The sequence below is a fragment of the Bacillus sp. RC251 genome (assembly GCF_044908765.1).
GTDB lineage: Bacteria > Bacillota > Bacilli > Bacillales > Bacillaceae_G > Bacillus_A > Bacillus_A wiedmannii.
Window position 1 is genome coordinate 79331 of the sequence record NZ_JBIYDP010000003.1, and the last position, 24968, is coordinate 104298.

The following is a 24968-nucleotide window of genomic DNA, read 5'->3' on the forward strand; positions in this document are numbered from 1 at the left end:
CATGCTGGACACTTTACTAATAAATATCGGTCAATTACTAACAATGGATCAAGAAGATGGCTTGTTAAGACGGGAAGCGATGAACACGCTTCCTGTTATCGAAAATGGTGTGGTTGGAATTGAAAACGGCGTAATTACTTTCGTTGGAACAGTGGAAGAAGCTAAAGGATTACAAGCGAAAGAAGTTATTGATTGCGGCGGAAAAATGGTTTCTCCTGGTCTTGTTGATCCGCATACTCACCTTGTATTTGGTGGATCTCGTGAAAATGAAATCGCATTAAAATTACAAGGAGTTCCGTACTTAGAAATTTTAGAACAAGGCGGAGGTATTCTTTCAACTGTAAATGCAACGAAAAAGGCGTCGAAAGAAGAACTTGTTCAAAAAGCGAAATTCCATTTAGACCGTATGCTATCTTTCGGAGTTACAACTGTAGAAGCGAAGAGTGGTTACGGATTAGATGATGAGACGGAATGGAAACAATTAGAGGCAACTGCACAATTACAAAAAGAGCACTCGATTGATTTAGTTTCCACATTTTTAGGTGCTCACGCAGTTCCGAAAGAGTATAAAGGTAGATCGAAAGAATTTTTACAATGGATGTTAGACTTACTACCAGAAATGAAAGAGAAGCAATTAGCTGAATTCGTTGATATTTTCTGTGAAACAGGTGTGTTCTCTGTTGAAGAGTCAAAAGAGTTTTTATTAAAAGCGAAAGAGCTTGGGTTTGATGTGAAAATTCATGCAGATGAAATTGATCCTCTTGGTGGCGCGGAAGCAGCGGCTGAAATTGGTGCAGCATCAGCGGACCATTTAGTTGGCGCTTCTGATAAAGGAATTGAAATGCTTGCAAATTCTAATACAGTAGCGACTTTATTACCAGGAACAACTTTCTATTTAAATAAAGAAAGCTTTGCTCGTGGACGTAAAATGATTGATGAAGGTGTTGCAGTTGCTTTGGCTACAGACTTTAACCCAGGTAGTTGTCCAACTGAGAACATTCAGCTTATTATGAGCATTGCAATGCTCAAGCTGAAAATGACACCAGAAGAAGTTTGGAATGCAGTAACAGTTAACTCTTCTTACGCAATTAATCGTGGTGATGTAGCTGGGAAAATTAGAGTTGGTCGCAAGGCAGATTTAGTTCTATGGGATGCTTACAATTATGCTTACGTACCGTATCATTACGGCGTAAGTCATGTAAATACAGTATGGAAGAATGGTAATATCGCATATACAAGAGGTGAACAATCGTGGAGCACGGCCACTATTTAAAGAAAAATGCAAAGTTTATCGATCGTGAAGTGACGAAATGGAGTGAGATGATTAAAGATTGGGAGGAAGGCTTGGAAATATTCGGTGCTGCCTTAATTGGAGCACCCCTTTCTAAACCATCTATTAGTCATTCAGGAGCAAGTTTTGCACCAAAAACAATTCGTGCAATGTTAGATGCATATAGCACGTACGCAATTACAGAAGAACATGATATGAAAGAAAGTGTCTTATATGATTGCGGCGATATTACGATGCATGTGACGGATATAAAAGAAAGTCATAAGCGAATTGCGAAAACAGTTAGTCATGTAACGAAAGTAAATCCGAACATGATACCAATCGTTCTTGGTGGTGACCATTCGATTAGCTTTCCGAGTATAACAGGGTTTGCAAATAGTAAAGGGAAGGTCGGCGTTATTCAATTTGATGCCCATCATGATTTACGTAATTTAGATGATGGTGGCCCATCAAATGGGACACCGTTCCGTAGTTTATTAGAAAATGATGTCATTACAGGAAAACAACTCATTCAAATCGGAATTCGTAATTTTTCAAATGCACGAGCGTACCATGAATATGCAAAAGAACATGGCGTGACAGTGTATACAATGAAAGATGTACGAGAGCGACAAATCAAAGATATTATCACAGAAAGTATTGAAGTATTAAGAAAGCAAGGCGTGACTTCTATTTACATTTCTCTTGATATGGATGTACTAGATCAAGCATTTGCACCAGGTTGTCCAGCAATTGGTCCTGGCGGAATGGATAGTATGACGTTACTTGATGCGATTGAATTTCTTGGTAAAGAACCGCTCGTTCAAGGGATGGATATAGTAGAAATTGATCCAACCCTTGATTTCAGAGATATGACAAGTCGAGTAGCTGCGCAAGTGATTATGAGTTTTCTTTTAGCGAGAGAGACAGTACGTAAGCAGGTTAGTGTATAGGCGTGAAATTAATAGGGAATGTTTAACGATTTCGTATAAAAAACACATTACTATTTATATGTAGTAATGTGTTTTTATGTAAAAAGAGAAGGTGAAATTAGAATGTATATATGTGCGGAAAAGTTAATAAGATTGCGGGTTTTTAATGATATTTGACGAAATTATTTTCTTAGTTCGAAAGGATTGACATTAAAAATAATTTTATGATAAAATAAAAATTTTGCTAAAAAATTGATTGTGTGTTAAGATTGAGAAGGTTACCATATATGGAGGTGGATTATTTGTTTCAAATTGGCGATAACATTGTTTATCCAATGCAGGGAGCAGGTATAATTAAAGCCATAGAAGAGAAGGAAATCACAGGAGAAAAACAACAATATTATGTTATAAAAATGTCGGGTAGTAATATGGAAGTAATGATTCCGGCAGGGAGAATATTGAGCTCAAATATACGACCAGTCACGGATATAACGGCAATAGCACACATATTGGATATTTTTCAACATGGAGAATCTGATAGATTACTTACGTGGAAACAAAGGTATAAATTGAACACTGATAAAATAAAGACGGGTAAAATACAAGAAGGTGCTGAAGTTGTACGTGATTTATTACGTATGCAGAAAGAAAAAGCACTTAATGCAAGCGAAAAGAAAATGTTAGATAACGCACACGAATTTTTGATTAGTGAACTGGGATTAATTGAAGGTATCACAGAAAGTCAAATAAAAAGCTTTTGTTAAGATTCATTACAAATAATGTATTAGATCCCAAAAAAGGTTTTGAATTTTTTGGGAACATAATTATAGAGAATTAATCATTTCAAAGACATTCAACTCTTTCAAACCACTTTTAGAGCATTAACCTCTTTTGTTGTTACTACAATCAAATCCATTTTTATTTTTTAATTCTTTACGAATATTCGAAGTTTAATTAAACACTTCGATAGAATAGTTACTTGATTTTTGCAATCCTGATTCACACTGGCACGGACGAGGAGCCGTAAGGATGAAAGAGAGGTAGGGCTTTCATTGTTTTAGGTTTATAAGTTATTATTTTTAGAAGGATACTGAACCACTCTCACTTCTATTGTTAAAGTTTTTTATATGTGAAGAGATTATAATTGTTTATTTTCTTTATATAAAAGAGATAAACGTGTTGTCATCCATATACGGTAAACTAAAAAAGGTTTCCTTCCTAGGAAACCTTTTTTTATTTGTATCATTCTGTTTTTTTGATATGCGAATGTTTGATGGTAAAGGCGTATAAATTGACGTTACTATCTAAAAGTAAGTATGATGCGATTATAGTAAGAATTTTTTAGGGGGAAGAAAAATGACAAGTTCAAATAATAAAGCAGCAAGTATTTATGAAGGAACAAATATAAATGATTGGGGTTCTTTTGAAAATATTGAAGAAACGAGGTTATTTGACTCGATTCAAATTGGATCTTGGTCTCTTCGTAATCGCATAGCAATGGCACCGATGACGAGATGTTTCGCGAATCATGAAACAGGAATCGTTGGTACTGATGTAGTCGAGTACTATAGAAAACGTGCAGCTGATGGAGTTGGCTTAATTATTACAGAGGGAATCGTCATTAGCCCAAGAGCAAAAGGAAATCCAGGAGTACCAGGGATTTATACACAAGAGCAAATCGATTCGTGGAAGCCTGTTACAGAGGCAGTACATAAAGAAGGTGGAACGATTATTGCTCAAATATGGCATGTTGGCCGTATGAGTCATCACGAGATAATTGGTGGGCAAATGCCACAAGCACCGTCTGCTATCGCTGCAGTGGGAAATGTTCCGCGTTTTCGTAAACCGTTCGACACGCCAGAAGCAATGACGTTAGAAGAAATACAAGAGGTGATTGGTCAATACGCACAAGCTGCGAAAAACGCGATCGAAGCTGGATTCGATGGAGTAGAAATACACGGTGCACACGGATATTTAATCGATCAATTTACTTATGATTTCGCAAATAAGCGTACTGATAAATACGGCGGAGATTTAAAGCAAAGGCTAACGTTTATGAAAGAAGTAACGGAGGCTGTAATAAAAGCTGTTGGGGCTGATAAAACACTTCTTCGCTTCTCTGCTTTCAAAGGTGATAATCCAACTTATATGTGGGAAAACCCTGAGCTTGCAATTGAAACGTTTGTAAATATGTTCAAAGAAGTTGGATTAACGATGATTCACCCTTCAACAATGAATTATACGGCAGTCATTGCTGACGGAAAGAATTTTCATCAATTAGTAAGAAAATATTGGGATGGTACGATCGTAGGAGTAGGGAATTTAAATCCGAAAGAAGCTGAAGAAGCGTTGCGAGAAGGAACGATTGATGTAGCGGCATTCGGAAGACCTTTAATTGCTAATCCAGATTTTGTTCATCGAATTAAAAATGCTGAAAGTTTAGTTGAATATGATGCGAAAGAGCATCTTGCTACATTAATTTGAATAAAGATAAAAGGAGAACACATCAGGTGTTCTCCTTTTATTATGGATTTTCATAGGAGGAAGCGGGATGAGTGAAACGCTACTCGTTATTATTAGTATATTGCTCTTATTGATGTTACTATTAATCATTTTTTTTATTATTACATTTTTTATTAAAAAACGGACGCATCATTCTATATTAAAGTTACATCCATACTTAGGAAGGATGCGTTATTTACTTGAAAAGATAGGGCCGGAATTTAGGCAATATTGGTTTGATCATGATACGGATGGAAAGCCCTTTTCACGTTATGATTTTCAAAGTGTAATGTTTCTAGCAAAATACCGTTCAGAAATACTCGGTTTTGGATCAAAACGAGATTTTGATGCATCTGGATATTATATCGCTAATACATTATTTCCTAAATTAACAGATGAATTAAGTGTGAATGTAACGCAAGAACGTGAAGGGAAAAAGTATGTGATTCATAAAGAAGGGTTATTTTCACGAAGAGAAAAATTGACAGCGGATACAACGAATCTTTGGTTATATGAAGAAGATGATGCAATTATCGTCGGTGAAAACCGCAAATATCCGTGGAAGCTACATGGCATGTTTGGGGCATCTGCGACTTCTTACGGTGCGATTGGCGAAAATTATATTTTAGCGAGCGGGTTTGGTGCGAAGATGGCTGGCGGATCGTGGATTAATACTGGTGAAGGTGGCGTTATTCCAGAACATTTACATACAGGTGCAAATATCGTTGCGCAAATTGGTCCAGGATTATTTGGATATCGTGACGAGGATGGTAATTTTTCAATGGAGAAATTTATGGAGAAAGCAAAAGAAAGCAATATTAAAGCATTCGAATTGAAATTTGGGCAAGGTGCGAAAATACGTGGTGGTCATCTAGAGGGACAAAAAGTAAATGAGAAAATTGCTTCTGTTCGGAATGTGCGAGAAGGAGAAACGATTAATTCACCGAATCGATTTCCATTTTTAAAGAATGCAGTAGATACACTTTATTTTATTCAACGTTTGCAAGAAAACGGCGGTAAACCAGTTGGGATGAAGATTGTAATTGGACAGCAAGAGCCGTTGGAAGATTTATTCAAATCGATGAAAGAGTTAAACATCTATCCAGATTTCATTACAGTTGATGGTTCAGAAGGTGGATCAGGTGCAACGTATAAATCGATGGCAGATAGTATGGGGATGCCGCTTATTCCAGCGTTACTGACATGTATTGATACAGCGAATCATTATGATGTTCGGGACAAATTCAAAGTTTTTGCCTCGGGGAAATTAATTACACCAGATAAAGTGGCAATTGCTTTAGCTATTGGCGCAGATGCTGTAAATTCAGCCCGCGGTTTTATGATGGCAAGTGGCTGCATAATGGCGCTTCAATGTAATTCTGGGCAATGTCCGTCTGGTGTGGCGACGACGAATCCTCATTATCAAAAAGCGTTAGATCCGTATGAGAAGAAGTGGCGGGTCATGAACTATATAATAAGTATGAGATATAGTTTGTTTTCACTTGCGGCAGCAGCGGGAGTAAAGAGTCCGCGTCATTTAACGAGAGAGCATATTGTGTTTAAAGATGAGATGGGAAGAGTAGTTCCTCTTTCGGAATTGTTTCCTATAGTAAATCAAACCTAAAAGTATATTTAATATGTAAGATTTTTCAGAGGAATAATCATATCGTTTGGAAAAATTAGGAGTATAATAGGGGAGTATTTTTAAAAATGACTATTTTTAGGGAGAGATTCACTTGCAGCAAGGTTCATACAGTATTACAATTTTTTTACTCGTCATAGGGCTCGTTATATTTAGGCGTATGCGTTCTATGAATCGCCCAATTAAAAATAAAGGAAGACGACTACTATTGCCATTATTCTTTTTATTACCAGGTTTTTCTTTATATGCTACACCGATACAACTTGCTGTTTGGCAAATTGGTATAGCTGCTGGAATTGGACTGTTATTATCAATTCCACTTATTATTTTAAGTGGATATGAAATCAGAGAAGATGGTCATATTTATGCAAAAAAAAGTATCGCTTTTATTGCTACATTTTTAGTTATCGTTCTTTTACGTGCTTATTTTAGAAGACATTTGCAAGGTTTAGATCCAAAGTCAATCGGTATTCTTTTTTACACTCTTGCAGTTTGTTATATAGTACCTTGGCGCATTGGTTGCTATATGAAATTTCGTAAAGTATATGTAGAGAAAGAGAAAATTGCAATGCCAATAAGTTAAAAGTCATACATTCGTATGGCTTTTTTCTTTTAAAATTTGTCTGATAAGTGAATGAAAATAAGGTGTGAAAAAAACGGTATTTTATTTTTTGAATATTTTCACTTTAATTTATTTTAAAACCGGGGTAATCCACTGGGATAAAGGCGTTTATAAAGGTTTTCACATGTAGTGAAAAGGGCTTGTTCACTTGAAAGAACAAAAAATGTTTGTTAAGGTAGGGAACCATAAGTGAAAACAAGAAAATAGAAAAAGTCATTTTTCGAAATTTTGAATGGCTTATGTAACTAAGGGAGAGATTTGGTGAAGATTGAGATTATGGTTTCGCTTGCTATTTATATGGCAGGTATGTTGTATATCGGTTATTGGTCTTATAAGAAGACATCCGATTTATCAGATTATATGTTAGGCGGAAGGGGACTCGGTCCAGCAGTTACAGCTTTATCAGCTGGTGCTTCTGACATGAGTGGTTGGATGCTAATGGGATTACCTGGTGCGATGTATGCAACAGGATTATCTAGTGTATGGATTGCGATAGGGTTATTGATAGGTGCTTATGCAAACTATTTAATTCTTGCCCCGCGTTTGCGAACGTATACAGAAGTGGCAAATGATTCAATTACGATTCCAGACTTTTTAGAGAATCGATTTAAAGATCGTACGAAAATACTTCGTTTTGTCTCCGCTATCGTCATTTTAGTATTTTTCACATTTTATGCGTCGGCTGGTTTAGTATCAGGTGGGCGCTTGTTTGAAAACTCTTTCAACCTTGATTACAAAATTGGTTTATTTGTAACTGTCGGTGTCGTAGTTGCTTATACACTATTCGGTGGCTTTTTAGCAGTAAGTTGGACCGACTTTGTGCAAGGATGTATTATGTTTATTGCGCTTGTATTAGTACCAATTGTTGCTTTTACAGATGTGGGCGGTGTAACAGAAACATTCAATACGATTAAGCAAGTTGATGCATCGCGTTTAGATATGTTTAAAGGGACTACAATTTTTGGTATTATTTCATTTTTAGCATGGGGTCTTGGGTATTTTGGGCAACCGCATATTATTGTTCGCTTTATGGCAATTACCTCTATTAAAGATTTAAAAACTTCTCGTAGAATCGGTATTGGTTGGATGACGATTTCAATTATAGGTGCAATGCTTACTGGTCTAATTGGTATTGCTTATTACGCTAAAAATAATGAGACATTACAAGACCCAGAAATGGTCTTTGTAACATTCTCAAATATTTTATTCCATCCGTACATTACTGGGTTTTTACTATCAGCTATTTTGGCTTCGATTATGAGTAGTATTTCCTCGCAATTACTTGTTATTTCAAGTGCAGTAACGGAAGATTTCTATAAAACATTTTTCCGTCGGGACGCAAGTGATAAAGAACTTGTATTTATCGGTAGACTGTCAGTATTAGTAGTAGCTATGATTGCAATTGTTTTAGCATATCATCCAAGTGATACAATTTTAACACTTGTCGGTTATGCTTGGGCAGGATTTGGTTCAGCATTCGGACCCGCTATTTTATTAAGTTTATATTGGAAGAGAACGAACAAATGGGGCGTTCTTGCTGGGATGATTGTAGGTGCAGTAGTTGTTATTACTTGGGTACAAATTCCAAGTTTAAAAGCCACTATGTATGAAATGGTACCTGGATTCTTCTGTAGCTTATTAGCTGTTATTGTTGTAAGTTTATTAACGAAAGAACCAGTGAAAGCAATTCATCGTGAATTTAATGAGATGGAAGCAGTGTTGGAAGAGGAAACGAAATAATTAGCGAAGAGAGTAAATGATAACTAGCATTTACTCTCTTTTGATTTAAAATGAAAATAAATAACTTGTTGACAACTAAAAGTAAGTAACTTATAATAAATTTCGAGTTCAAGATAATTTATTTCCGAATAAAGATTTCAGATAGAGTAAATATTTTTTTGAAATTATCTCGAATTCGAGATTAATTCAGTGATATAGAAGATAATGCGTAATTTCACAGCTTATATCTCGAATTAAAGATAAAATTATAACGATGGATTTTACTTTGCAGTATGGACAAAATGAATAATGAATTTTAATGTATACAAGTTTTTAAAATGAAATAAAAAGGGGCGGAGAAAATGGAAAAGAAAACGATGGGAATTCATCACATTACAGCAATCGTAGGACACCCACAAGAAAATGTAGATTTTTATGCTGGTGTGTTAGGTTTACGTTTAGTGAAACAAACAGTGAATTTTGATGATCCAGGCACGTACCATCTTTATTTTGGTAATGAAGGAGGAAAGCCTGGAACAATTATTACGTTTTTCCCATGGGCAGGTGCTCGTCAAGGAATTATTGGTGACGGTCAAGTAGGCATTACGTCTTATGTCGTACCAAAGGGCGCAATGGAGTTTTGGGAAAATAGATTAGAAAAATTCGATATTTCGTATACAAAAATGACTCGATTTGGAGAGCAGTATTTAGAATTTGATGATCCACATGGTTTGCATATAGAATTAGTAGAAAGAGAAGAAGGCGAATTAAATAATTGGACTTTTGGAGAAGTTACGCCAGAAGTAGCAATTAAAGGATTTGGCGGTGCTGTTCTTTTATCTGCACAACCTCAAAAAACAGCTGAATTGTTAGAGCATGTTATGGGTCTTGAGAAAATTGGAGAAGAAGGTGAATTCGTTCGATTCCGTTCTTCTGCTGATATTGGGAATATTATAGACTTGAGGCTATCGACAATCGGGCGTGGCCAAATGGGTGTTGGTACAGTCCACCATATTGCTTGGAGAGCGACTAACGATGATGATCAACTCGATTGGAAAGAACATGTGTCTCGTTTTGGATACCACGTAACTCCTGTACAAGATCGCAATTATTTTAACGCAATTTATTTTAGAGAACACGGGGAAATTTTATTTGAAATTGCAACAGACCCTCCTGGTTTCGCTCATGACGAATCGTTAGAGACGATGGGTGAGGAATTAAAGTTACCAGAGCAATATGAACCACATAGAAAACAAATTGAACAAACACTTTTACCATTTGAAGTGAGAAATTTAGATTAAAGTGATTGAAAGGGGAAAAGGATTATGATGAAACATGTTTTTCAAAAAGGAAAAGATACGTCAAAACCAGTGTTGTTATTACTTCATGGTACAGGAGGTAATGAATTAGATTTATTACCACTTGCAGAAATAATTGATCCAGAAGCATCTGTATTAAGTGTTAGGGGAAATGTATTAGAACAAGGCATGCCACGTTTCTTCCGCCGATTAGCAGAAGGCATTTTTGATGAAGAGGATTTGATTTTCCGTACGAAGGAATTAAATGAGTTTTTAGATGAAGCTGCAAAAACATATGAATTTGATAGAAATAATATTGTAGCTATCGGTTATTCAAATGGAGCAAACATTGCTGCAAGCTTATTATTCCATTACGAAAATGCATTAAAAGGTGCTGTCCTTCATCACCCAATGGTACCTAGAAGAGGAACACAATTGCCTAATTTAGCAGGGAAATCCGTATTTATCGCTGCTGGGACAAATGACCCGATTTGTTCATCAGCGGAGTCAGAGGAATTGAAGGTACTATTAGAGAATGCAAACGCTACTGTTACAATGCATTGGGAAAATAGAGGACATCAATTAACGATGGGTGAAGTAGAAAAAGCAAAAGAATGGTATGTCAATACAGTATTATAAAAGTAAAAAAAGAAGTATCTGCTAACAATTAGCAGATACTTCTTTTTTTACGACTGAATTGCAAGATGAGATGAAGAAAGCGGAAGTTGAATATCAACGATCGTACCTTTATCTAACTCGCTTGAAATGTGTAATTTACCATGATGTTCTTCAATTATTTTGTAACACATCATTAATCCTAGTCCTGTTCCCTTTTCTTTTAAACTATAAAATGGTTCGCCTAAACGAGAGATACGTTCTTCTGGGATACCACAACCTTCATCGATAATCCGTATTAAAATAAAGGTATCATCTAATGGTTTTGTTTGGATGTAAATATTTCCGCCATTTGGCATTGCTTCTATCGCATTTTTTAATATATTTATAAAAACTTGTTTTAATTGGTTACCATCACATTGAATATCATGTTTGTAATCAAAATGATCCATAATGATATGAACACTATGCATAATAGCTGTTGGTAAAATAAATGTAACTACCTCTTCAATTAAAGCTTGTATGTTACAAGTTTGGATAGATAATACTTGTGGTTTAGACATCGCCATAAATTGACTCGTGATAGATTCCATTTGTGAAATCTCACTTAACATAACATCGATATACCATTTCTGCTCCTCATTTATTTCAGGGAGTAGCAATGTTAGAAAACCTTTTAGAGAAGTGAGTGGATTTCGAATTTCATGGGCAATTCCAGCTGTCAGTTGTCCGACTACTGCGAGCTTTTCTGATTTTCGTAATAACTTTTCCGTTTCTTTTAGCTCGGTAACATCTCTTCCCATTACGATAAGACCTTTACGGGAGCCGTCAGGATGATAAAGTGGAACTTTCGATATACTTAAGATTAGATCGAAATCATCTCTATGAATAATAAATTCCTCGCCATGAAGAATTTGTCTTTGTTGCCATGCTAGTTCGTCGACTTCTTCACAATGTAAAAAAGCTTCTCGGTACGCTTCGTTATATTGAATGAGTTCACTATCTTTTTTCCCATGATAAGGTACATGGTGGAAATTGAAACAAGAAAGTGCGTAGTCATTTGCTTCAAGCCAGCGTCCTTCATGATCCTTAAATATAACAAACGCAGGCATGGAGTTCACTAATGTACGTAACCTCTTCTCACTTTCTTTTAGCATATTCTCAATTCTTTCTGATTTTTCAAGAGGCTTCATAATGGCATATACGCCAGTTAGACGATTTTGGACAAAAATAGGAACTAGTTTTGTCACGACGTCTAATAAGAATCCATTTTTATGATAAATTGATAAGATATACTCTTGTTGATTATCCGCTCCAGTATTCTTTATATTTTGTAATACTTGCTCAGAAATATGAGCTTCTAAAATAGAGGTAATATTTTTCTGTTCTAATTCTAAAGAATTGTAACCTAATATTCTTTCGGCAGAAGGATTTATATGTAGTATAACTCCCTCTAAATTTAATGAAATAATACTATCAGGATTGTGTTCGAACAGAGATGCGTACATTTCTGTTAATGAACGATTTTGTATATGGTTTCGCAAACGTCTAGAAATGTTCGGATGACGTTTTCTTTGAGTTGATGAATATTTTTTACGACTCATAATAGTTCCTCCGTACAAATAGCATCTAAAAAGATTTGTCTATTCATAACTATAATATAGATGTAATGTGTATTTCTATAAAAAATGGAAGTTATATAATAAATTTTGTTTTCTTTATTTTTTGCAAAGTGAGTACAAGGTGGTAATAAGGGGAGCTTATATTGTTTTATAACTCTTTTGTAAGTTACAAAAGTAGGTTTTCTTTATAACATTAGGGTAGAAGAGGGGGAAAGAAAATGAGACATTATATTCAAGGTATCGATCATGTACAAGTAGCTGCGCCTGTAGGATGTGAAGAAGAAGCACGAGCGTTTTATGGTGGAAAAATAGGTATGGAGGAAATACCGAAGCCGGAGGAATTAAAGAAGCGTGGTGGGTGCTGGTTTAAGTGTGGAAATCAAGAGATTCATATTGGAGTTGAGCAAAACTTCACCCCAGCTAAAAAGGCGCATCCAGCTTTTTATGTTTTAAAAATTGATGAATTTAAACAAGAATTAATAAAACAAGGTATTGAAGTAATAGATGATCATGCACGGCTAGATGTAATTAGGTTTTATGTGTCAGATCCGTTCGGAAATCGAATTGAATTTATGGAAAATAAAAACTAGGTGGGAATCCACCTAGTTTTTTAACCTTTTCTAAACAATCCTAATACTTCAACCGTTTCGGTAATGTTAACGAATGCATGAGGGTCAATTTCGGAAATTGTTAATTTCATACTTGCTAATTCTTCACGAGAAACGACGGTCATAAGTACACGTTTTTTTTCGCTGGAATAAGCACCTTCGCCATCAAGTAATGTAATTCCACGTACAACAGTTGAAAGGAGTTGTTTTTTCATTTTTTCTGCTTCATTTGTTACAATCATAAGTGTAACCTTTCGATGTTTCGTATGAATAGCATCGATCACTTTACCAGTTACATAAATTGAAAGTAAGCTTGTAAGAGCAACATCCCAAGTGAAGAAGAATCCTGCAATTATTACAACGACTGCATTTAAAATAATAAGGAATCCACCAAGTTTAATGTCTCTTTTTCGAGACAATAGCATACCGATAATATCAAATCCACCAGTTGATCCATTACAGTTAAAAACAAGGCCGATACCAGCTCCGGCAATGACACCACCAAAGATAGATGATAAAAGTGGGTCTGTTGCTACGACTTTTACTGGAACATAGTATAATGCAACAGATAATACAATAACAGAGATAATCGTGTTAAAAATTACTTTTTTTCCAAGACCTATGTATCCTAGAATAAGGATAGGTAAGTTTAATACAAAGTTAATAATACCCGTGTTTACAGGAGTTACAATTCCTAAAATAATAGCAATTCCGCCAATTCCACTACTTAAAATTTTGTGGGGGATAAGGAAAAGATTAAATGCAATCGCAATAATAATAGAACCAATAATAACACCAAGAAATCTGACCATCTCTTTCCCGTCCTTCACTAAAAAATTCATATTATTTCAAGATTATATATGATATTGAAAGTTTTGGGTAAAAACAGTTTATTTCGGAAAATTAGATTAATCAAAATAATTCGAGTGTTTTATTATTTGAAAGGGGATACAGATATGAAGGTAAAAACGTATCAACAGAAAAGCCCGTTGAAGCAAGAATGTGAGGATTCTTATTTTTGTAATGAAGAAAAAAAGATGTATGGTGTATGTGATGGTGCAACACCGCTCGTCCCGTTTCGTGATGAAAAGGGACATAATGGAGCATACATCGCTTCGCATTTATTTGCAAGTTATTTTGCTTCATTACGTGAAAATCATAGTTTGCAAGTTGCTGTTGCAAAAGCAAATGAAGCATTGCAAAGCAAAATGTTAGAGTATGAAGTAGATACGAGAAAAAAAGAGCATTTGTGGTGCACATGTATTGCGGCAGTTCAAATAGATGGTGAGAAAATGGAATACGCACAGTTAGGGGACTGTATGATTGTCGCAATACTTCAAAATGGAACAATGCAAGTATTAACGAAAGACACAGTTGAAGGAATTAGTAAACGAGCAAAAAAGAAGAGAGAAGAAGATCGTAAAAAAGGGTTATCTGTACCAGAAGAACATGTTTTTCAAGATGTACGAGAACAGTTAAAATACAATCGTTATCTTGCAAATATGCAGGGTGGGTATTCCGTTGCAAATGGAATGAAAGAAGCAATACATTATTTACAACATGGTGAATTACATATAGATGAAGTGAACGGGATTTTTATTTGTTCAGACGGATTATTCCACCCAGATTGGTCACTCGAACAAACTGTTGCATATATAAGAAAGAATAGTATAAGTGAATATGTAGCAATTATCGAAGAGTTAGAAGGGGAAAAGAGAATAAGACCAGATGATAAAACAATTATAATGATTGATTTTTAAGAGGAGGCAATTCATATGGAAATTAAATGTGCAAATCTAGCATTTCAAGACGAATTAGTTCCTTTAGAGAAAGTTAATAAACTGATTATCCACCATACATCCGAAGATGGATGGGATGTGTATAAAACACATGAATTTCATCAAAAAATAAGAGGGTGGAGCGGGATCGGTTACAATTATTTTATTGAAGAAGATGGAACTGTAGTCGAAGGGCGAGGTTTACATATTGGAGCACATGCGAAAGATAATAATAGGGATACAATTGGAATATGTATGACGGGTAATTTTGATAAATATGATCCAACTACCGCACAAATGAATGCATTATATTTTTTATGTAAAATGTTTATGAAGCAGTTTGCTATAAAGAAAGAAAATATACTCGGTCATAGGGAGCTAGAAGGCGTTACAAAAAGTTGTCCTGGAAAGCGTTTTTCTATGGTAGAGTTAAGAAACGGATTAACTTAAATATAGAGGAGTAACAAATGATGATGAATATAAAAATACCAAATGATAAAAAAGAAGAGCTAGTAGCACAAATTCAGCAATTTTTCGTTGAAGAAGATTTAGATGAAATTGGGCGTTTCCAAGCAGAGCGTTTAATAGAAGAAATGATTAAATTAGTAGGGCCATTTGCATACAATCAAGCGATTGGAGATGCTAGAAAGCTTGTAACAGAGAAACTATCTAATATTGAAGAAGATTTGTATGTGTTAGAGAAGAATGAAGGGAAGTAAAAAGAGCCGATGGGCTCTTTTTTTATTTGATTGATAGCAAAAAAACATGGAGAAAACACGGAAAGGACATTGGAAGTACACTATTTATTTTTAGAATATTCTTAGTTTTAAAATACTTCAGAAAGGAAGAATGTAATGAGATTAACGCCAAGAGAAATTGATAAACTGCTAGTAGTTGTTGCGGCTGATTTAGCTTATCGACGAAAGGAGAGGGGGCTTAAGTTAAACTATCCAGAAAGTATCGCTATTATTACGTATGAAATTTTGGAAGGAGCAAGAGATGGTAAAAATGTAGCGGAATTAATGGAGCTTGGAAAAACCATTTTAAGTGCTGAAGATGTTATGGATGGTATTGCAGACATGATATCAGATATTCAAGTTGAGGCAACTTTTCCTGATGGAACAAAATTAGTAACTATTCATCAACCAATTCATTAAAGGAAGTGAATGAGATGATTCCAGGGCAATATATCCTTGCGAAAGAAGACATAGTATGTAATGAAAATAAAAAAGTAACGGAAGTTAAGGTGTTAAATCAGGGAGATAGACCGATTCAAATTGGATCTCATTACCACTTTTATGAAGTGAATGAGGCGTTAAAGTTCAATCGTAGTGTAGCAATTGGACAACATTTAAATATTCCAGCGGGTACAGCGGTAAGATTCGAGCCTGGGGATGAAAAAACGATTGAATTAGTTCCATACTCAGGGAAGCAAGAAGTATATGGATTTAAAAATAAAGTGGATGGCGATATTCAATCTTACAAAAAAAGAGGGAGATAGCATGAGTTTTAAGATGTCACGTAAACAATATGCTGATTTATATGGTCCAACTACAGGAGATTCTATTCGTTTAGCGGATACACAATTATTCGCACATATTGATCGAAATTACACCGTATATGGTGATGAAGCTGTCTTTGGTGGAGGAAAATCAATTAGGGATGGTATGGGACAAAATTCGCAACTTACAAGGGAACAGGGTGTTGTGGATGTTGTTATTACCAATGCAATTATTATTGATTATACAGGAGTATATAAAGCAGATATTGGTATAAAAGATGGAAAGATTTCAGCAATTGGTAAGAGTGGTAATCCTTCAGTTATGGATAATATTGATATCATCATTGGAACATCAACGGAAGTAATTTCTGGTGAGCGAAAAATCGTTACAGCTGGAGGTATTGATACACACGTGCACTTCATATCCCCACAACAAATTGATACAGCATTAGCTTCAGGTATAACAACTTTAATTGGTGGGGGAACGGGACCAGCAGAGGGTACTAAGGCAACTACAATAACGCCTGGATCTTGGAATTTAAGAAAGATGCTAGAAGCAGCAGAAGCTTTCCCTATAAATCTTGGATTTTTAGGGAAAGGAAATAGCTCAAGTTTACCTGCCCTGGAAGAACAAATATTTGCAGGAGCTATCGGATTAAAGATCCATGAAGATTGGGGAGCGACTTCTTCAGCGATTAATCACTCGTTACAGATTGCTGATAAATATGATATTCAAGTCGCTATTCATACGGATACGTTAAATGAATGTGGTTTTGTGGAAGAAACGATAAAAGCTATTGATAATCGTGTTATTCATACGTACCACACTGAAGGAGCTGGAGGTGGGCATGCACCAGATATTATAAAGATTGCTGCACTGAATAATATTTTACCTTCTTCAACGAACCCGACCTTACCATATACAGTGAATACGCTGGATGAACATTTAGATATGCTTATGGTATGTCATCATTTAAAAGCGAATATTCCGGAAGATGTAATGTTTGCAGATTCAAGGATTCGAAAAGAAACAATCGCGGCAGAGGATATTTTGCAAGATTTAGGGGTTTTCAGCATGATTAGCTCTGACTCACAGGCGATGGGAAGGGTTGGAGAGGTTATTATTCGCAATTGGCAAACCGCCGATAAAATGAAAAAGCAGATTGGTAGTTTAGAGGGAGATAAAGAATATAACGATAATAATAGAATTCAACGTTATATAGCTAAGTATACAATTAATCCAGCTATTACACATGGGATTTCAGAATATGTTGGCTCTATTGAAGTAGGAAAGTATGCAGACCTTGTAATATGGGATCCCCAATTTTTCGGTGTTAAGCCAGATATGGTTTTGAAAAACGGGATGGTAGTGATGGCATTAATGGGAGACGAGAATGCTTCGATCCCTACACCACAACCATATTATGAAAAAAAGATGTTTGGTGCATATGGAAAAGCAGTACAGTCAAGTTCGATTACATTTGTATCCAAAGCAGCTTACGAGAATAATATTAAAGAAAAATTAGGTTTAAATAAAGTTGTATTACCTGTTAAAAATACGAGAGAGATTTCTAAGCAAGATATGAAGCTGAATAATGCAACACCAGAAATGGAAGTAGATCCGCAGACATATGAAGTTAAAGTTGATGGACAAGTTATTACGTGTGAAGCAGTAGACGTATTACCTATGGCTCAAAGATATTTTTTATTTTGATATAACGGGGGAGATAAAATGATTATTGAAAAAATTAATAACAACGTATGCAATATGAATGATTTTTCAAATACAAAAAAGCATCTTGATAAAATATTGATTTCTAGTGAACTTTTACTGAAGAGGGTTCAGAAATTATTTTCAGAATCTGGTTTTGAAATTGGAGTGTCTTTAGATAATGGGGAAACATTAAAGAACGGTGATATTTTATATGAGGATGAACATCGTATTGTATATATTGAAGTGTTACCAGAAGAGGTAATTGTAATTACTCCAACGTCAATAAAAGAAATGGGGATTATTGCGCATAACTTAGGAAATAGACATTTGCCAGCACAATTCGATGAAGGGTGTATGATTTTGGCGAACGACTACTTAGTAGAAGAGTTACTCAAAAAGGAAGGTGTTCCTTATCAAAAAGAAAATAGAGTATTACCAAAACCGTTCAAGCATGCTTCACACAAACATATTTAACCTACTTAACCTACTCCAAATTAGTGATTCGAATTTCCCAACAGGAAGTTTTAGTCACTCTTTTGGATTAGAAACATTTATTCAAGAGGGACAAGTTACAAATAAAGGAGAATTTTTCAAATGGATTAATCGATATGTAAAAGTGCAATTAACACACACGGACGGCTTAATTTGCAAATATACTTACGAAGCCATTAAGAATAATGATGATAAGAAAATTACATTTTTAGATGAATTAATAACGGCACAAACATTGCCCTTTGAATGTAGAAAAGCAAATAGAATGATTAGTAAAAGCACCTCTAAGTTGTGTTGTGAATTGTTTTCATTTGCAAATTTAAATGTGTACAAAGAAAATATTTTTTGTAATAGATTACAAGGACATCCTAGTATCGTATACGGAATATTAGGGGCGGAATTGAAAATGACAATAGAAGAAACGCTCTTAGTTTTCTTATATTCAAGTGTTGGAGGCATTATTCAAAATGGTGTGAGAGCCATTCCTCTTGGACAAACAGATGGTCAAAAACTATTACAAGAATGCCATGAATTGATCTGTGAATCTATTGATAGAATTCAAATGCTTTCATTAGAGGATTTTGGATTGAATGATCCTGAATTCGAAATAAATCAAATGCAACATGAAGATGTGAATATAAGAGTCTTCATGTCATAGGGAGGAAAAATAAAATGATAAAGCCTATTAAAATTGGTATTGGTGGCCCGGTAGGTGCTGGGAAAACAATGTTAGTTGAAAAGTTAACAAAATATTTAAATACAGATTATGAAATTGCAGCGATTACAAACGATATTTATACGAAAGAAGATGCAAAGATTTTATTGAAAACAGGTGTTTTGCCAGAAGATAGAATTATTGGTGTAGAGACAGGAGGGTGTCCACATACAGCAATTCGAGAGGATGCTTCTATGAATTTTGAAGCAATTGAAGAGCTCATGATTAGACATAGTAATTTAGATATTATTTTTATTGAAAGTGGGGGGGATAATTTAGCTGCCACATTTAGTCCAGAGCTAGTGGATTTTTCGATTTATATTATCGATGTGGCACAAGGAGAAAAGATTCCTCGTAAAGGTGGACAAGGAATGATCAAATCTGATGTATTTGTTATTAATAAAACGGATTTGGCACCTTATGTAGGGGCTGATCTTGGAGTTATGGAGCAGGATACGAAAAATTACCGACATAATAAACCATATTTTTTTACAAATTTGAAGGATGAAGAAGGTTTACAGGGATTAATAAATTGGATGCGACAAAACATCATGTTAGAAGGATTGAAGAAATGAAAGCCCCTACAGGTGTCTTAAGCATTGATGTGATGGAAAAGAGACATAAAACGGTACCTATTAAGGTTTATCATAAAGATGCCTTAAAAGTAACACAGCCAATATATTTGGACGATTATGGTAGAGCATATTACTATATCATGAATTCTGGTGGAGGTTATTTAAAAGGAGATTTCTATTCTATAAATATAAATGTTCATGAAGATGCGAAAACATATATAACAAGCCAATCAGCAACGAAAGTTTACAAGACTCCAAATAGTTATGCTTTGCAAGAATTGAATGTTTATATTGGTGAAAATGCTGTTATGGAGTATTTACCAGACCCGTTAATTATGTACAAGGATGCAGCATATAAGCAAAAAGCAAATATATATATGCAAAATAATTCTACATTGATTTTATGCGATTCAGTTACGCCTGGTTGGTCTCCAAATATGGAGAAGTTCACATACCAGTATTTTGATTCGCTAACAAAAATATATATGGAAAACAAACTTGTAGTTTATGATCATCTATTGTTAAACCCTTTAAAAGAGTCGTTAGATCAAATGGGAATATTAAATCAATATTCCCATTATGGTACTTTCATAGTTATTAATGAGAACATTACAAATGATTTAATTGCAGCATTGAAAACTTCGCTTTCTAACACTAATAATATGAAGATTGGAATATCTTCTACGCCATGTAAAGGTTTTGTCATACGCATACTTAGTCATAATACAGAGGATATGGAGTCTATATTTTTTCAGTGTCATCGTTTTGTTAGAGAGAATTGTCTACATGAAGAATTAACATCCTATCGAAAATATTAAGTAGGAGAAGGGGATACTATGACTAATGTGGGATTATTATTTGTCGGTGCAGTTCTATTTATGAATGCACTAGCAGCTTTTAAACTCATTGATAGCAAAAGTGTAGGGTACTTCAATTTATTTGTAGGGGCATTACAAACTTTGACACCATTATATTTATTATTTAGAGGAAGTCAATCTGATGAGTGGACTATCCTATCTAATGGAACTATTTTTTTATTTGGTTTTACTTATTTATATGTTGGCCTTACGAATATATTAAAACTTGATTCTTCAGGTGTAGGTTACTATTCTCTTTGGGTTGCTATTATTGCAACAGTTATGGGAATAGTGAATCAATTACATGAGAGTGGAAGTCTACAAAGTACAATAATTTGGTTCTTTTGGGCGTTCCTTTGGTTTTTATTTTTCCTGCAAGATGGGTTGAAAAAGAAGATTCATATTTATGTAGGGATTGTTTGCTTCATTGAATCTTGGATTACTGCAACGATACCAGCCCTGTTAAAACTTACAAATCATACAGGCATGTTAAATGATTTTGTAATTATTTTAGTGACTATTATAACGATTGTAGTTTTTATTATGGCACTTTTCTTTTTCAAGAGTATTCAATCTAAAGTAGAAAGGGTTAGTAACTATGTGGAAAAGTGAACTGAAAAAAGCAACTAATTTTTTTGTTATTATTATATTTCTTCATGTGCTCGGAATTCTCTTATTATTACCTGCACTGTATAAAGGTAATAGCATAATTGGAATGGCTATTATTGCATATTCTTTAGGATTGCGTCATGCGTTTGATAGTGATCATATTGTCGCAATTGATAATACTGTTCGAAAATTAATTGAAAAAGGTAAAAACTCACAGGGGGTGGGGTTTTACTTCTCATTAGGACACTCTACTGTAGTATTTGTGATGATCGTATTAATTGCTTTAATTGGAAAAACAGCAAAACATGGAATGGAGAGTTTTTCTACTATAGGCGGTATTATCGGAACAATTGTTTCTAGTACATTTCTTATTATTATCGGTCTTACCAATCTGTTGTATCTTATTAAAGTGTTACGAAGCAAAGAGGATAAGCAGCCAGAGAACTTAGGATTTATATACCGTTTCACGCAACGCTTATTTACGTTTATTGATAGTCAAAAGCAATTGTATATAATCGGTTTTTTATTTGGTCTTGGTTTTGATACAGCAAGTGAAATCGGATTAATTGCTCTTTCTACAGTAACTGCAACAAGTCAATCTATCCCGCTTGTAAGCATATTTGCTTTTCCCATTTTGTTTGCTGCAGGAATGTCATTGATGGATACATTAGATAGTACATTCATGAATACGAATTATAAGTGGGCAATGGAAAATAGTCGAATAAGAAATTCATATAACGTATTAATTACCTCAATATCTGTTATAACGGCTTTTTTAATAGGGGGTTATCAACTATTATCTTTGCTTATTGAAAGCTATAATTTACAGGGCCCGTTTTGGAATCTCATACAGGTAGTTAATTTTGATTATTTGGGTATATGTCTTGTTGTATTCTTTATTATTTCTCTTATTGTTTTTGCTGTGTGGAATAGAAATGCCTTTAAAGAACCGCTTACAAAGAGTATAGAGAAATAAAAATATATTGTATGTCATTTGGTTCATTATGTATATAAAGTAAAGATAAAATTTTATAAAATAAAAAAACACGTTAGATGGAAATACATCTAACGTGTTTTTTTATTTATGTTCCTTATATTCATGAACTTTTTCTTTTACATTACCAACCGTATCTTTAGCAGTGCCTTTCACTTTATCCCATTTTCCTTCAGCTTGTAATTTCTTATTGTCAGTTACTTTCCCGACAACTTCTTTTACTTCACCTTTTACTTTATCAATGGCACCTTCTACTTTTTCCTTTAAACCATGATCATTCTTAGTCATACATTTCTCCTCCTTGTAGTTTGATTAGAATTCTCTTTTCATATTGCAAGTTGAACGATGTATCTAGTAATAGCGTAACAAATCTAGTTTGAATATTCAAATGATTAATAGGATAGAAAAGGAATTGTCATGAAATGTATAAAATTGTAATGAGAAGAGAAAGCATGTAAATTACATGTCTTTTGCAGTCCATATTGATTTTGTATAAGCAATTTTCATATGGGCACGTTCCATATTATTTTGACTTCCGCTACCGAACCTTGCTTGTCCGACTATTAAATGACAGTTTTTCGCTAGAGCTTTTTCTATTCGTTTTTGAATTAAGGCAGTATGACAGCCTTTACGCTGAAATTCTGGCAAAGTAGCAGAAGCAGCTAATGAAGCAATCCCATTATTTATATACAGGACACCAATGCCTGCAGGAGTATTTTGAACTTCGGCTATGAAAAAATGCCAGCCAGGTTTATTGTAGAGAATTTCGTTATTTTGGCGTACGCCATCTTTTGTAAAGGGTGGCATGTTAAATCCACGTACATATATGTCTGCAAAAATATGAAATTCATTTTCTTTTAGTTGGCGTACTGAAATGTTAGAAGTAAGTAGGGATGGATCTTCTCTCGGTATACTATATAAAGCGGTATGGAAGCTGGATTGGTAAAATCCTTTTTGAGATAAGTATTGAAATAATTCAGCTGTACCTTGAGCGGGTGTAATTTCAAAACGACAAGGGATTTGTAGCGATTGATAATAAGAGACGATTTCATCTATCTCATCTGTATTTGTAAAGGTAACGCCTTTTACTGTGTTAAAAGCAGGACCAAAAATTATTTTTGATGAAAAGGCAGTGGCATTCCCGAACTTTTTCATTTGTATTTGCATTGGATTTTCAGCTAACGCTTGTAGTGCTTGTAGTCTAGAAGAGAGCATATGTATTTCTGCGTTTTCAATTTCTTGAGCTGCATTGAGTGTCATAATTGTACTCATAATATTCCTCCGTCAATAAATATATTTCATAGTACATATACGATGTTTGTTCGGAGATTCCTGTTGAAATGTAAGAGAATAAGAGGTTTTTTGGAAGGGAAATGGAAGTGAACTGTCGAAGGGAGTGGAAACAGATTAAAGGTGGTGCTCTCATGAAACAGGAAGACGTGCAGACATGCTCTAATTGTGGTTCTCATAACATAGGAGAAGGGGAGTTTGTCGGTTATGCACAAATACGGAAAAAGGAGACGATGTTCACATCTTCACCAGTAGATGCTTATATTTGTACAGATTGCGGGAATATCCTTTTATTAAAAGTACGACATTATGAAAAGTTTAAGCAGAAGCCGTTATAATTATGGAGAAGTGTTTTTATTAGGGAAGTTAGAGGAGTAATATTTTACATATATATATATATGAGTATGTCTTTATATAAAGAGATAACAACATATACTGTGTGGGATGCTTATTAATCGTTGCACGACATACAAAAATGTATAGAAGAAATTGTGAATCAATATGGGGAAGACAAATTAACCCTTATTGGAATACTTCATATCGAAAACTCCTTTAAATGAATAAGGGAGTTTTTTTTTTTTTTTTTGTAACAGTAATTACCTTTAATTGTTATAATTGGTTATTGGGAGAGGGTATTTTATTAACGCCATAATCATAGAAGAAAACTAGCTAAATCGTATAGAAAACGGCTATATAACACAATCGCAACCATAAGTTGACAAAGTGCAACTGCAGGAAGATAGAGATAAGGGTAATGTTTACATACAATTTAGTTAAGAAAACAAAGGGGGACACACATATGGGATTTGGTGAAAAGCTTTTTAAATTAAGAAAGGAAAAGGGCCTTTCTCAAGAAGCATTAGCTGAAAAATTAAACACAACAAGGCAAGCGGTTAGTAAATGGGAAAACGGTCAAGGTTTTCCTGAAACTGAAAAGTTAATAATGATTGGAAATGTATTTGAAGTATTACTCGACTATTTATTAAAAGAAACTGCTGAGCAAAGTAATGAAAATGTGGATGGTTATTACGTAAGTAAGGAAATGGCAGAAGGGTATATAGTATATGGACAAAAAATTTCTAAATATATTGCGTTAGGATTTAGTTTGCTTATTTTATCTACAATACCGTATTTATTATTTAAGGAAGATGCAACAATGTCGACATTCCTTGTCATTATCATTGCTGTTCTTGGAATTGGAGCAATGATGGTACCGGCAACGATAGAAGAGAGTCGATACAATGTATTGAAAAAAGAAGAACTACTATTTGATCAAAACTTTCTAAAAGAATTGACAAAAAGATATGCAATTATTAAGAAAAAGTATGCGGCAGTAATGATCATTGGATTTTGTTTTATAGCCGCAGGCGCAATCCCGTTTTTGTTTGAGAAAAAGCATATCACTTCAGGAGAATTAGTACAGTATCACCCTTATTGTGTTGTACTTATTGCTATCGGAGTTTATCTTTTTGTTCGTATGTTAGGAGTATTAGAGGCGTATCGAATTTTAGTAGAAAATAAAGAATATAGTAATCGTCTTATTTTTAAACTGAAAAAGAAAGTGAGAGAAAAAGTGGATAATTTTTAATAGGAGAAAACATATTTTTATTAAA

28 protein-coding genes are annotated in these 24968 nt (G+C 34.5%); 24 read left to right on the forward strand and 4 right to left on the reverse strand.

Annotated features, from left to right (window positions below; genetic code table 11):
• The first annotated feature begins 1 nt into the window (after window position 1).
• From hutI to ABH961_RS14465, 9 genes are all read left to right on the forward strand, one after another.
• Window positions 2-1273, forward strand: coding sequence for an imidazolonepropionase (hutI, locus tag ABH961_RS14425; RefSeq protein ID WP_048544131.1), 1272 nt, complete (start codon window positions 2-4; stop codon window positions 1271-1273).
• Window positions 1252-2223 carry a formimidoylglutamase gene (gene hutG / locus ABH961_RS14430; RefSeq protein WP_098079672.1) on the forward strand — a complete coding sequence of 324 codons (972 nt, stop codon included), beginning with the start codon at window positions 1252-1254 and terminating at the stop codon, window positions 2221-2223. Before hutI ends, hutG begins: the two co-directional genes overlap by 22 nt.
• A gap of 281 nt (window positions 2224-2504) precedes the next feature.
• Window positions 2505-2966 (forward strand): CarD family transcriptional regulator, encoded by a 462-nt coding sequence (locus tag ABH961_RS14435; protein ID WP_170771247.1) that lies wholly within the window; start codon window positions 2505-2507, stop codon window positions 2964-2966.
• A 592-nt stretch (window positions 2967-3558) separates the two neighbouring features.
• A complete protein-coding gene (locus ABH961_RS14440; RefSeq protein ID WP_098642773.1) occupies window positions 3559-4686 on the forward strand; it encodes an alkene reductase in 1128 nt (375 codons plus the stop codon).
• Between the two features lie 67 nt (window positions 4687-4753).
• Window positions 4754-6328, forward strand: a complete 1575-nt coding sequence (locus ABH961_RS14445) for an FMN-binding glutamate synthase family protein (protein ID WP_048544127.1) — start codon at window positions 4754-4756, stop codon at window positions 6326-6328.
• A 112-nt stretch (window positions 6329-6440) separates the two neighbouring features.
• Entirely contained in the window at window positions 6441-6929 is a 489-nt protein-coding gene (locus tag ABH961_RS14450) for a CcdC protein domain-containing protein (protein WP_064477005.1), read from the forward strand.
• 300 nt (window positions 6930-7229) lie between these two features.
• Window positions 7230-8708, forward strand: coding sequence for a sodium/proline symporter PutP (gene putP, locus ABH961_RS14455; protein WP_141520047.1), 1479 nt, complete (start codon window positions 7230-7232; stop codon window positions 8706-8708).
• A gap of 341 nt (window positions 8709-9049) precedes the next feature.
• Window positions 9050-9988: a ring-cleaving dioxygenase gene (locus tag ABH961_RS14460; protein WP_098079664.1), complete on the forward strand. Its 939-nt coding sequence runs from the start codon at window positions 9050-9052 to the stop codon at window positions 9986-9988.
• Window positions 9989-10012: 24 nt separating this feature from the next.
• Entirely contained in the window at window positions 10013-10624 is a 612-nt protein-coding gene (locus ABH961_RS14465; RefSeq protein WP_000975462.1) for an alpha/beta hydrolase, read from the forward strand.
• Between the two features lie 47 nt (window positions 10625-10671).
• Here ABH961_RS14465 and ABH961_RS14470 read toward each other — a convergent pair whose 3' ends face one another.
• Window positions 10672-12204: a BA3702 family sensor histidine kinase gene (locus ABH961_RS14470; RefSeq protein ID WP_098079662.1), complete on the reverse strand. Its 1533-nt coding sequence runs from the start codon at window positions 12202-12204 to the stop codon at window positions 10672-10674.
• A gap of 236 nt (window positions 12205-12440) precedes the next feature.
• Here ABH961_RS14470 and ABH961_RS14475 point away from each other — a divergent pair, with 236 nt between their 5' ends.
• Window positions 12441-12812, forward strand: a complete 372-nt coding sequence (locus ABH961_RS14475; protein ID WP_048544119.1) for a VOC family protein — start codon at window positions 12441-12443, stop codon at window positions 12810-12812.
• A 20-nt stretch (window positions 12813-12832) separates the two neighbouring features.
• Here ABH961_RS14475 and ABH961_RS14480 read toward each other — a convergent pair whose 3' ends face one another.
• Window positions 12833-13642: a YitT family protein gene (locus tag ABH961_RS14480; RefSeq protein ID WP_087967243.1), complete on the reverse strand. Its 810-nt coding sequence runs from the start codon at window positions 13640-13642 to the stop codon at window positions 12833-12835.
• A gap of 144 nt (window positions 13643-13786) precedes the next feature.
• On the opposite strand from ABH961_RS14480, the gene ABH961_RS14485 reads away from it, so the two are divergent.
• The 12 genes from ABH961_RS14485 to ABH961_RS14540 all read left to right on the forward strand — a co-directional run bounded on the left by ABH961_RS14485 (window position 13787) and on the right by ABH961_RS14540 (window position 22047).
• A complete protein-coding gene (locus ABH961_RS14485) occupies window positions 13787-14590 on the forward strand; it encodes a protein phosphatase 2C domain-containing protein (protein WP_098079660.1) in 804 nt (267 codons plus the stop codon).
• A 15-nt stretch (window positions 14591-14605) separates the two neighbouring features.
• Window positions 14606-15058: a peptidoglycan recognition protein family protein gene (locus ABH961_RS14490; RefSeq protein WP_098079659.1), complete on the forward strand. Its 453-nt coding sequence runs from the start codon at window positions 14606-14608 to the stop codon at window positions 15056-15058.
• 17 nt (window positions 15059-15075) lie between these two features.
• Window positions 15076-15327: a DUF2164 domain-containing protein gene (locus ABH961_RS14495; protein WP_001994665.1), complete on the forward strand. Its 252-nt coding sequence runs from the start codon at window positions 15076-15078 to the stop codon at window positions 15325-15327.
• A gap of 135 nt (window positions 15328-15462) precedes the next feature.
• Window positions 15463-15765 (forward strand): urease subunit gamma, encoded by a 303-nt coding sequence (locus ABH961_RS14500; RefSeq protein ID WP_001241328.1) that lies wholly within the window; start codon window positions 15463-15465, stop codon window positions 15763-15765.
• A 14-nt stretch (window positions 15766-15779) separates the two neighbouring features.
• Complete coding sequence (locus ABH961_RS14505; RefSeq protein WP_048544111.1) at window positions 15780-16109, forward strand: urease subunit beta; 330 nt, start codon at window positions 15780-15782, stop codon at window positions 16107-16109.
• Window position 16110: 1 nt separating this feature from the next.
• Window positions 16111-17823, forward strand: a complete 1713-nt coding sequence (ureC, locus tag ABH961_RS14510) for an urease subunit alpha (protein ID WP_048544109.1) — start codon at window positions 16111-16113, stop codon at window positions 17821-17823.
• An 18-nt stretch (window positions 17824-17841) separates the two neighbouring features.
• The gene (locus tag ABH961_RS14515; protein WP_048544106.1) at window positions 17842-18297 is read left to right on the forward strand and encodes an urease accessory protein UreE; all 456 of its coding nucleotides are present in this window, start codon (window positions 17842-17844) and stop codon (window positions 18295-18297) included.
• A complete protein-coding gene (locus ABH961_RS14520; RefSeq protein ID WP_048544104.1) occupies window positions 18275-18973 on the forward strand; it encodes an urease accessory protein UreF in 699 nt (232 codons plus the stop codon). Before ABH961_RS14515 ends, ABH961_RS14520 begins: the two co-directional genes overlap by 23 nt.
• Before the next feature lie 14 nt (window positions 18974-18987).
• Entirely contained in the window at window positions 18988-19605 is a 618-nt protein-coding gene (gene ureG, locus ABH961_RS14525) for an urease accessory protein UreG (RefSeq protein WP_000594929.1), read from the forward strand.
• A complete protein-coding gene (locus ABH961_RS14530; RefSeq protein ID WP_048544100.1) occupies window positions 19602-20423 on the forward strand; it encodes an urease accessory protein UreD in 822 nt (273 codons plus the stop codon). Before ureG ends, ABH961_RS14530 begins: the two co-directional genes overlap by 4 nt.
• Before the next feature lie 18 nt (window positions 20424-20441).
• Complete coding sequence (locus tag ABH961_RS14535; protein ID WP_048544098.1) at window positions 20442-21074, forward strand: AmiS/UreI family transporter; 633 nt, start codon at window positions 20442-20444, stop codon at window positions 21072-21074.
• Window positions 21061-22047: a HoxN/HupN/NixA family nickel/cobalt transporter gene (locus ABH961_RS14540; protein ID WP_098079655.1), complete on the forward strand. Its 987-nt coding sequence runs from the start codon at window positions 21061-21063 to the stop codon at window positions 22045-22047. The genes ABH961_RS14535 and ABH961_RS14540 overlap by 14 nt, the downstream gene beginning before the upstream one ends.
• A 102-nt stretch (window positions 22048-22149) precedes the next feature.
• Here the strand turns inward: ABH961_RS14540 and ABH961_RS14545 are convergent, their stop codons facing one another.
• Together ABH961_RS14545 and ABH961_RS14550 are read right to left on the reverse strand one after the other, a co-directional pair.
• On the reverse strand, window positions 22150-22353 hold the full coding sequence (locus tag ABH961_RS14545) for a CsbD family protein (RefSeq protein ID WP_048544094.1): 204 nt from the start codon (window positions 22351-22353) through the stop codon (window positions 22150-22152).
• A 171-nt stretch (window positions 22354-22524) separates the two neighbouring features.
• Window positions 22525-23337, reverse strand: coding sequence for a GNAT family N-acetyltransferase (locus tag ABH961_RS14550; protein WP_048544092.1), 813 nt, complete (start codon window positions 23335-23337; stop codon window positions 22525-22527).
• Between the two features lie 152 nt (window positions 23338-23489).
• Here ABH961_RS14550 and ABH961_RS14555 point away from each other — a divergent pair, with 152 nt between their 5' ends.
• The gene (locus ABH961_RS14555; protein WP_048544090.1) at window positions 23490-23693 is read left to right on the forward strand and encodes a hypothetical protein; all 204 of its coding nucleotides are present in this window, start codon (window positions 23490-23492) and stop codon (window positions 23691-23693) included.
• A gap of 461 nt (window positions 23694-24154) precedes the next feature.
• Entirely contained in the window at window positions 24155-24943 is a 789-nt protein-coding gene (locus ABH961_RS14560; RefSeq protein WP_098642776.1) for a helix-turn-helix domain-containing protein, read from the forward strand.
• Window positions 24944-24968 lie beyond the last annotated feature (25 nt).

Excerpts from the sequence above, each read along its gene's own strand:
- ABH961_RS14545 (WP_048544094.1), bottom strand. The coding sequence starts at position 22,353 with ATGACTAAGAATGATCATGGTTTAAAGGAAAAAGTAGAAGGTGCCATT.
- ABH961_RS14490 (WP_098079659.1), top strand. The coding sequence starts at position 14,606 with ATGGAAATTAAATGTGCAAATCTAGCATTTCAAGACGAATTAGTTCCT.
- ABH961_RS14465 (WP_000975462.1), top strand. The coding sequence starts at position 10,013 with ATGATGAAACATGTTTTTCAAAAAGGAAAAGATACGTCAAAACCAGTG.
- ABH961_RS14530 (WP_048544100.1), top strand. The coding sequence starts at position 19,602 with ATGAAAGCCCCTACAGGTGTCTTAAGCATTGATGTGATGGAAAAGAGA.
- ABH961_RS14560 (WP_098642776.1), top strand. The coding sequence starts at position 24,155 with ATGGGATTTGGTGAAAAGCTTTTTAAATTAAGAAAGGAAAAGGGCCTT.
- ABH961_RS14535 (WP_048544098.1), top strand. The coding sequence starts at position 20,442 with ATGACTAATGTGGGATTATTATTTGTCGGTGCAGTTCTATTTATGAAT.
- ABH961_RS14470 (WP_098079662.1), bottom strand. The coding sequence starts at position 12,204 with ATGAGTCGTAAAAAATATTCATCAACTCAAAGAAAACGTCATCCGAAC.
- ABH961_RS14550 (WP_048544092.1), bottom strand. The coding sequence starts at position 23,337 with ATGAGTACAATTATGACACTCAATGCAGCTCAAGAAATTGAAAACGCA.
- ABH961_RS14515 (WP_048544106.1), top strand. The coding sequence starts at position 17,842 with ATGATTATTGAAAAAATTAATAACAACGTATGCAATATGAATGATTTT.
- ABH961_RS14500 (WP_001241328.1), top strand. The coding sequence starts at position 15,463 with ATGAGATTAACGCCAAGAGAAATTGATAAACTGCTAGTAGTTGTTGCG.
- ABH961_RS14555 (WP_048544090.1), top strand. The coding sequence starts at position 23,490 with ATGAAACAGGAAGACGTGCAGACATGCTCTAATTGTGGTTCTCATAAC.
- hutI (WP_048544131.1), top strand. The coding sequence starts at position 2 with ATGCTGGACACTTTACTAATAAATATCGGTCAATTACTAACAATGGAT.
- ABH961_RS14445 (WP_048544127.1), top strand. The coding sequence starts at position 4,754 with ATGAGTGAAACGCTACTCGTTATTATTAGTATATTGCTCTTATTGATG.
- ABH961_RS14505 (WP_048544111.1), top strand. The coding sequence starts at position 15,780 with ATGATTCCAGGGCAATATATCCTTGCGAAAGAAGACATAGTATGTAAT.
- ABH961_RS14440 (WP_098642773.1), top strand. The coding sequence starts at position 3,559 with ATGACAAGTTCAAATAATAAAGCAGCAAGTATTTATGAAGGAACAAAT.
- ureC (WP_048544109.1), top strand. The coding sequence starts at position 16,111 with ATGAGTTTTAAGATGTCACGTAAACAATATGCTGATTTATATGGTCCA.
- ABH961_RS14460 (WP_098079664.1), top strand. The coding sequence starts at position 9,050 with ATGGAAAAGAAAACGATGGGAATTCATCACATTACAGCAATCGTAGGA.
- ABH961_RS14475 (WP_048544119.1), top strand. The coding sequence starts at position 12,441 with ATGAGACATTATATTCAAGGTATCGATCATGTACAAGTAGCTGCGCCT.
- ABH961_RS14495 (WP_001994665.1), top strand. The coding sequence starts at position 15,076 with ATGATGATGAATATAAAAATACCAAATGATAAAAAAGAAGAGCTAGTA.
- ureG (WP_000594929.1), top strand. The coding sequence starts at position 18,988 with ATGATAAAGCCTATTAAAATTGGTATTGGTGGCCCGGTAGGTGCTGGG.
- ABH961_RS14520 (WP_048544104.1), top strand. The coding sequence starts at position 18,275 with ATGCTTCACACAAACATATTTAACCTACTTAACCTACTCCAAATTAGT.
- ABH961_RS14540 (WP_098079655.1), top strand. The coding sequence starts at position 21,061 with ATGTGGAAAAGTGAACTGAAAAAAGCAACTAATTTTTTTGTTATTATT.
- ABH961_RS14485 (WP_098079660.1), top strand. The coding sequence starts at position 13,787 with ATGAAGGTAAAAACGTATCAACAGAAAAGCCCGTTGAAGCAAGAATGT.
- ABH961_RS14480 (WP_087967243.1), bottom strand. The coding sequence starts at position 13,642 with ATGGTCAGATTTCTTGGTGTTATTATTGGTTCTATTATTATTGCGATT.